Here is a 7031-nt window from a genome sequence, read left to right on the forward strand (position 1 = left end):
CAACCCAAAAACGATACCTATGAAACACTGTGTGTTATTTCAAATCAAACTTTAAATATTTGCCGTGAACAAGTTCATCATGTGTGATATGATATTTATTGAACTTCTTGCCATTCAATAGTACCTTATTAATATATAAAACTCCTGGTTGAGTACGATTGGTTTCAATCACCAATTCGTTTTCTTTATACCATTTCGGATCTAACCGGATCGTTACCTTATTAAAGACCGGAGTCGTCAATGTATATTCGGGCAGTCCGGGACAATCCGGATAAAAACCGATCATATTGAAAATAGCCCAGGAAGACATCGTTCCCGTATCATCATTTCCTGGAATACCATCAGGTTTTGTTGTAAAGTACTTATCTAATAAACGCTGCGTCTCTTTCTGCGTACGCCATTCTTCACCTTTAAAGTATGAGAATAAATGAGCATAAGCAATATCCGGTTCATTTGCCGGGTCGTAAAGTCCTTCGTCAAAAACCATTTGTAGTTTATCGATAAAAGGTTTCTTTCCCCCCATTAATTTCGCCAAGCCATATACATCATGTGGTACATAGAACGTATAATTCCAGGAACTACCTTCATGGAAACCGGGATTCGGTTCAAAGTTCTCTCCTTGTCTCGGATTAAACGGGCTATAAAACGTTCCATCGGGGAGAATCGGACGGAAAGTACCAAATTCTTTACTATAATAATGTTTGTATCCTAAAGAACGTTTATAGAACATCTCTGCATCTTTCTTTTTACCTAAAGCAGCTGCAAAACGAGACAATGCAAAATCGGCAATATAATATTCCAATGCATGAGAGACGGAATTGTCATACTGTTCACGAAGGGGTACATATCCTTTAGACATATAATCATCATTATCAGGACGCATCAAGTTTTCCGCCCCCGGTAACGTAGCAGATTTGTACATTGCCTCATAAGCCAAATCAACATCAAAGTCACGCAAACCTTTCATCCAGGTATCTACAATTACCGGAATACTCGGATCACCTTCCATTGTCAATGTTTCTCTGCCATATAATTCCCACTTAGGCAACCATCCATGTTCACGATACATATCAAGCATTGTGCGCACCATTTCCATCTGACGTTCCGGATAAACCAAGGTCAGCAATTGATGAACATTGCGGTAGGTATCCCAAAGAGAAAATACGGTATAGCGATCACCTTTGGTTGTCAGGATCTTATCACTTTCCATTGCCGGATATTCTCCGTTTACATCCTGCAAAATATTAGGATGAATCAGCAAATGATAAAGCGCTGTATAAAACACAGTCTTTTGGGCATCTGTACCACCTTCCACTGTTATGCGTGACAAGTCATGATTCCATTTGGAACGTGCTTCCGCATGAATCTTCTCAAAATCCTTTCCAGCCTGTTCACGATCCAGATTCAAACGGGCATTTTCTATGCTTACAAAAGAAACTCCCATTTGTACTTCTACTTGTTCACCTTCTTCTGTATCGAAGGAGAAATAAGTACCAATGTCATCTCCTGCTATTTCTTTTCCGTAGCGAGTATAAAGTTTATACTTTCCCTGATCCTTATCCCATTCAGCCTCAACCCCCATCATCGGACGTTGTTTCTTCCAATACCCTGTTGCAGAAGGATTCTTCTTAACCCGCAATACAAAGTAAATGGGGAATACAGCTTGAGGATTATAACAAAATGTGCCAAGTAGTTTGACTCCTTCCACTTCGCTATCGCTTACACGACGAAGCATAGCGCCACTCTCATTCGTTAACCCCTCACCCAAATTCAGCAGGATGTGGCTTTTCCCTTTTGGGAAAGTAAACCGGGCAATACCGCTACGCGGAGTAGCCGAAACTTCTGTTTTTACATTATATTTAGTCAGATAATTAGAATAATAGCCCGGTGAGGCCTGTTCATCCTTATACTTACTACCATATTCTTTATAATCCACATTCAGTTCTCCGGTAGTAGGCATCAATAATAAAGAACCTAATTCCGGACAACCGACTCCACTCAAATTCACATGAGCATATCCGGTAAAGAAACAATTTGTATATTCATAAGGCGTAGACCACCATCGGGCATCTTTATCGTATGTGTTTTCGGAAGATCCCATCACATTGAAAGGAACCACAGACATCATACCATTGGGGCAAATCGCTCCCGGATTGGTCGTTCCGAAATTTGTAGTTCCGATAAAAGGATCCACATAATCTATCAAAAGACTTTTATCCGTATTTTTAAGGGGAGGGCTCCCCCCTTCCCCCGCATAGGCGGAAAGAAGGGAAAAAGCAAGTGTGTAAGTTAATATAATACGTTTCATATCTTTATTAAATGATACTCGTTCGTTTCGTAAAATCGATAATCTCTTTTATATATCCGAAGGCCATACCTACCACAGTATCTGCCGCACCATAATAAACAGCAACACGTTCACCATCTTGCAAAGCAGCACAGGGGAATACGACATTAGGAACGTCACCTTGAAGTTCGTAAGGAGCAGCCGGACCAAGCAGATATTCGCGTGTACGGTAAAGAACTTTTTCCGGATGATCTTTATCCAATATGGCAGCTCCCATAGCGTAACGGAAACCATTACAAGTAGTGATTACACCGTGATAGAACAGCAACCAGCCTTCATCTGTAAGGAAAGGAACTGAACCTGCACCAATCTTCGTACACTGCCAAGCGCTTTCCGGGAAAGGAGTCACTTTCATTACACAGCGGTGTTCACCCCAATATTTCATATCCGGGCTATAGCTGATGTATATGTCGCCAAACGGAGTATGTCCATTATCACTGGGACGACTCAACATCGCATACTTGCCATCGATCTTCTGCGGGAAAAGTACACCATTACGATTGAAAGGCAAGAAAGCATTTTCGCACTGGAAAAACTCCTTAAAGTCAAAAGTATAGGCAATACCAATCGTAGGGCCATGATAACCATTACACCAAGTCACCCAATAACGGTCTTCAATCCATGTAACACGAGGGTCGTATTTATATTCCGACTCAATCATTTCCGTGTTACCTGCTTTAAACTGAATAGGTTCATGATTGATATCCCAATGAATTCCGTCCTTACTAAAACCTGCAAAGATATTCATCTGTACAGCTTTGTTATCACAACGGAATACGCCTGCAAAACCATCCTCAAAAGGAACAACAGCACTATTGAAAATACTATTAGATGAAGGAATATGATAACGTCCGATAACTGGATTTTGTGAGTAACGCCACATAACGTCCGTACATCCGACAGGACGATCTTCCCAAGGAATTTGAATTTTATTCATAATCGTTGATTTTATATTATTTATTTTTTGAGTCATCATACGTGAAAGGTATGAAATAAGTAATCAGAAAAGCTGGAATAGTTGCGATTAACACATAGATAAAGAAATTACGATATCCTAATAAGTCACTAAGATAACCACTAACCATTCCCGGAAGCATCACTCCCAGATTCATGATTCCTGAAGCAAATGCGTAATGTGACATTTGATGTTTGCCTGGAGCAATCTGTTGCATCATAAACAACGTCAGTCCGACAAAACCAAAGCCATAACCAAAATATTCCATTGTTATACAAGTTCCGATCAGATATACATTAGTAGGCTGTGCAACTGCCAAAAAGGTATAGGCTACAAACGGAAGATTAAAAATACAGCAGAGAGTAAATAGTGTCTTTTTCAATCCGAACTTAGAGACATAAATACCTGCTAACAATGAGCCTAAAACGAAAGCAGCGGAACCAAAGATACCATTTAGCGTGCCGATCTCTGTCAACGACAGTCCTAAGCCGCCTACATCCCTTGAAGCACGTAAAAACAGCGGAGCTATTTTCATGATAAAGCCTTCTGCCAAACGATATAAAATAATAAAACAGATATAGTAGAGAATATGCTTTTTAGTAAAGAAGTTAGCAATGACTGCTACCAGTTCGTGCCCAACTTCTGATGCTGTTTTCTTCGTTGTTGACGGAACCTGTGTAGAAGGTAACATTTTTATATGATAAATACCGATCAGTACCATTATTGCCGCAATTACGCCGAAAATAATCATCCATGCAGATGAATACGCTCCTTTGTTAGCATCTATCGAAGCACCTTCTATTGCTCCGAAATGCTCTGCCAATGCTCCTGCCATAGCAACTAATCCTCCATTAGCAACCAATTTGGCTACATTATAAAAAGCACCTTGAACTCCGATATATTTTGCCTGATCTTCCTTGTTCAATTCAGCCATATATACACCATCACAAGCAATATCGTGCGTTGCTCCACTAAAGGCAATCACTGCCATCGTAGAGATACTTATGGCGAAAAAGTAATCGAAAAACAAAGAAAAGGCTACTACTCCAAACAATACACCACTCAATAATTCTGTAATCAATACGAAAAATTTTTTCGTCCGATACATTTCAAGAAAAGGACTCCACAAAAATTTCAGTGTCCAAGGCATCATAATCAGAGAAGTCCAGAATGCAATTTGCGTATCCGAAATTCCAAGATCCTTAAACATGAAAACAGAAACCAGATTAATAGCAATAAAGGGAAGTCCCATTGCAAAATAAGCAGTAGGTACCCAGCAAGCCGGGTTAATAGTTTTTCGTTGAGAAGCAGTTTTATTCTGTTGCATAAATCATAGTATATAGATGAAAAAATTCATTTTTCTGACCCATCTATATATAATACAACTAAAAGGGGGAAACTACTAACGTCTCCCCCCTACTTTTTTTATTTTATTATCACTTCGTCTATAAAAAACCACGAAGGATGGCCTACACCATAATGCCAGGTCGGACATTCTTTCGTTCCGGTGACTTCTACTTTCACATAACGAGTTTTTATCGGTTCGGCTGATTCAGCCTTGACTCCACGGAATTTTACCTCACCCGTACGTTCTTCCGGTAAATCAATCGTTCTCCAATGCGTATAATGTTCACCGTCTTCAGCGTATGAATAAACCACCTTTAGAGGAAAAAGAATCCAGGCCCCTATTTGATGAAGAAAATCTGTTTCCACACTATGTATCTCTTTCGCTTCGCCCAAATCTATAACGAATGCACCATCGGTTCCTTCCCAACCAATCCAGCTATCAACAAAGGTTGCTCCACCAAACAAACCGTCAACCAATGCGTTTTTTCCTAATGCCGCATATTTTCCCGTAGGAGGAATTAGATAAGTAACTTTTGCGCCCAAAGCCAAACTTTTTTCTTTTTGCGGCATGTAACGTTCCCTATACAATTTGCAATAGTCTACCGGTGAATTGGAACGTTCATTCAATGTAGGAACTTGAAACTCTTTCACGCGTTCCTCAAAAAGGTCTAACTTTTTATTGATATCTACCAAATCTTTTTCTGTCTCCGTTCGTGCTATTTCCAGTTCTGAATACTGAATTGGCAGGCGTGCCCGTTGAACTCGTTTTAAGAAATCTGGTTCTGCTGCAACAGCCTTTTCAGCCAAATCAAATAAATGATTATAACGACGCATCAAAGCAGGCTTTAGCATGCCATATTTATGTGATACGGGTGAATCATATATCCACAACCTCTGTCCACTACCGATTAATGCGCCTTCCATTATCTTTATGTACTGATAAAGATATGGCGCTGCTTCCCCATAATATCCATGCAGAAAATGTTGCATCAATGAGTCTACATTAACTTCTGGATTCCACATTAACTTTGACACTAAATAAGCGCGAAGTTCTGCAAAATCTCCTCCCCTGCTCCCTGCTATTTGAGAGAAATGCATGGTGGCATGATTCTTTTCGAAAAGACGGATATTGTCCTGTAAAATATGGAAATTAGGAAATGGAGCCAGATAATTATCAAAGTTAATACCGTAATCCCACACGAAAATATTATTGGTAATCTTAGACCATCCTTCCATGGCTTTCACAAACTCTTTTCCCGAAGCATTCTCCGTCAAAGTTACTTCACGGTCACAGTCAATATCACATAGCATAATATTCACATTCGGCAAAGGTTTCACATGTTTCGGAGGATTCATAGTATATAGATAAGCCAATGTGGAAAATTCTTTATCCGGGAAACGGGCAGCCAACTTATTCAGAAAAGTGATTATGCTTCCTGATAATGCTCCTTCATAATCATCAATTGCCTTACAAGCATCACACGTACAATTTGTATAATTACCATCATTCTGACTTACAGACATGATATGCTTATCTGGATTTGCTTTGAAAATAGAATCAACACGTTGAGCTACAATCTCAAAAACCTCCGGATTACTCAAACACCACTGACTGGCCTTTCCCGGGTGGCGTTTTCCTTTGAAGTAAGAATAATATTCCGGATGTTCTTTCCCATAAATGGATGAAGGCAGAAGCTTATCAAAAGTATGCACCCAATAACCGGCAGCAAACACTTCATTCGGTTCCTCTAAACGATTCCACCACTTATAAATAGAGTCTGTATGGATAGCATAACATTGTGTCTGACGGTAACGAAAGCCCGGATTCTCGACTTTATTAATGAAGGGTAAGTTCACCGTTTTTGAAGGGGTAAGAGAATATTCATTCTCTCCCCAATAATCGATACCCAAATATTGCTCCAATAAAGTAACAACCCCATATACAACACCGTTTTCTTTACCAGATATTTTTAGAATACCATCTTGAGTAGAAATAGAGAATCCATCCTCTGTTACTTCCGCCGAAGATTGACCACCAATGAGAATATCTCCTTTCCGAGGAGTTTTATCATTTTCAATAGGAAGTGCAACTCCCGAAATTTCAGTAAGAAAACGTTGTAAGAATTGCGCTGACGTCTTACTATTTGGCATCTTGTCCTGCACAATGATGCGAGCACTACTTTTGCCATCTTTTACGAGTGTTATTTGTGCTGAAACAGTACCACATACCACCAGCAAAACAGATAATAACCAATGTTTCATGTTTGTTAGAATTTAAGTTTATATGAGCATTTACTAGAAGTACAATTCAGGAGAATAAAGTTCTAATAAATTATGGATACTTTAACATATAAAAAAGAGGATATGCCTCTGCGACATATC

General features: G+C 39.5%; 4 protein-coding genes. All 4 read right to left on the reverse strand.

The annotated features are described in order from the left end of the window. Positions 1-34 precede the first annotated feature (34 nt). The 4 genes from KFO40_RS24885 to KFO40_RS24900 all read right to left on the reverse strand — a co-directional run bounded on the left by KFO40_RS24885 (position 35) and on the right by KFO40_RS24900 (position 6911). The gene (locus tag KFO40_RS24885; protein ID WP_004313672.1) at positions 35-2308 is read right to left on the reverse strand and encodes a GH92 family glycosyl hydrolase; all 2274 of its coding nucleotides are present in this window, start codon (positions 2306-2308) and stop codon (positions 35-37) included. A 7-nt stretch (positions 2309-2315) separates the two neighbouring features. Beyond that, positions 2316-3284 (reverse strand): 1,4-beta-mannosyl-N-acetylglucosamine phosphorylase, encoded by a 969-nt coding sequence (locus KFO40_RS24890; protein WP_004306232.1) that lies wholly within the window; start codon positions 3282-3284, stop codon positions 2316-2318. A gap of 16 nt (positions 3285-3300) precedes the next feature. Continuing rightward, a complete protein-coding gene (locus KFO40_RS24895) occupies positions 3301-4629 on the reverse strand; it encodes an MFS transporter (protein ID WP_004306233.1) in 1329 nt (442 codons plus the stop codon). A 98-nt stretch (positions 4630-4727) separates the two neighbouring features. Further along, on the reverse strand, positions 4728-6911 hold the full coding sequence (locus KFO40_RS24900) for a DUF4838 domain-containing protein (RefSeq protein WP_117684348.1): 2184 nt from the start codon (positions 6909-6911) through the stop codon (positions 4728-4730). Between the last annotated feature and the right edge of the window lie 120 nt (positions 6912-7031).

The sequence above is a fragment of the Bacteroides sp. 1001302B_160321_D4 genome (assembly GCF_015667765.1).
In the GTDB taxonomy this organism is placed as follows: domain Bacteria; phylum Bacteroidota; class Bacteroidia; order Bacteroidales; family Bacteroidaceae; genus Bacteroides; species Bacteroides xylanisolvens.

Coding starts and splice junctions, on each gene's coding strand:
- KFO40_RS24890 (WP_004306232.1), bottom strand. CDS start 3,284: ATGAATAAAATTCAAATTCCTTGGGAAGATCGTCCTGTCGGATGTACG.
- KFO40_RS24895 (WP_004306233.1), bottom strand. CDS start 4,629: ATGCAACAGAATAAAACTGCTTCTCAACGAAAAACTATTAACCCGGCT.
- KFO40_RS24900 (WP_117684348.1), bottom strand. CDS start 6,911: ATGAAACATTGGTTATTATCTGTTTTGCTGGTGGTATGTGGTACTGTT.
- KFO40_RS24885 (WP_004313672.1), bottom strand. CDS start 2,308: ATGAAACGTATTATATTAACTTACACACTTGCTTTTTCCCTTCTTTCC.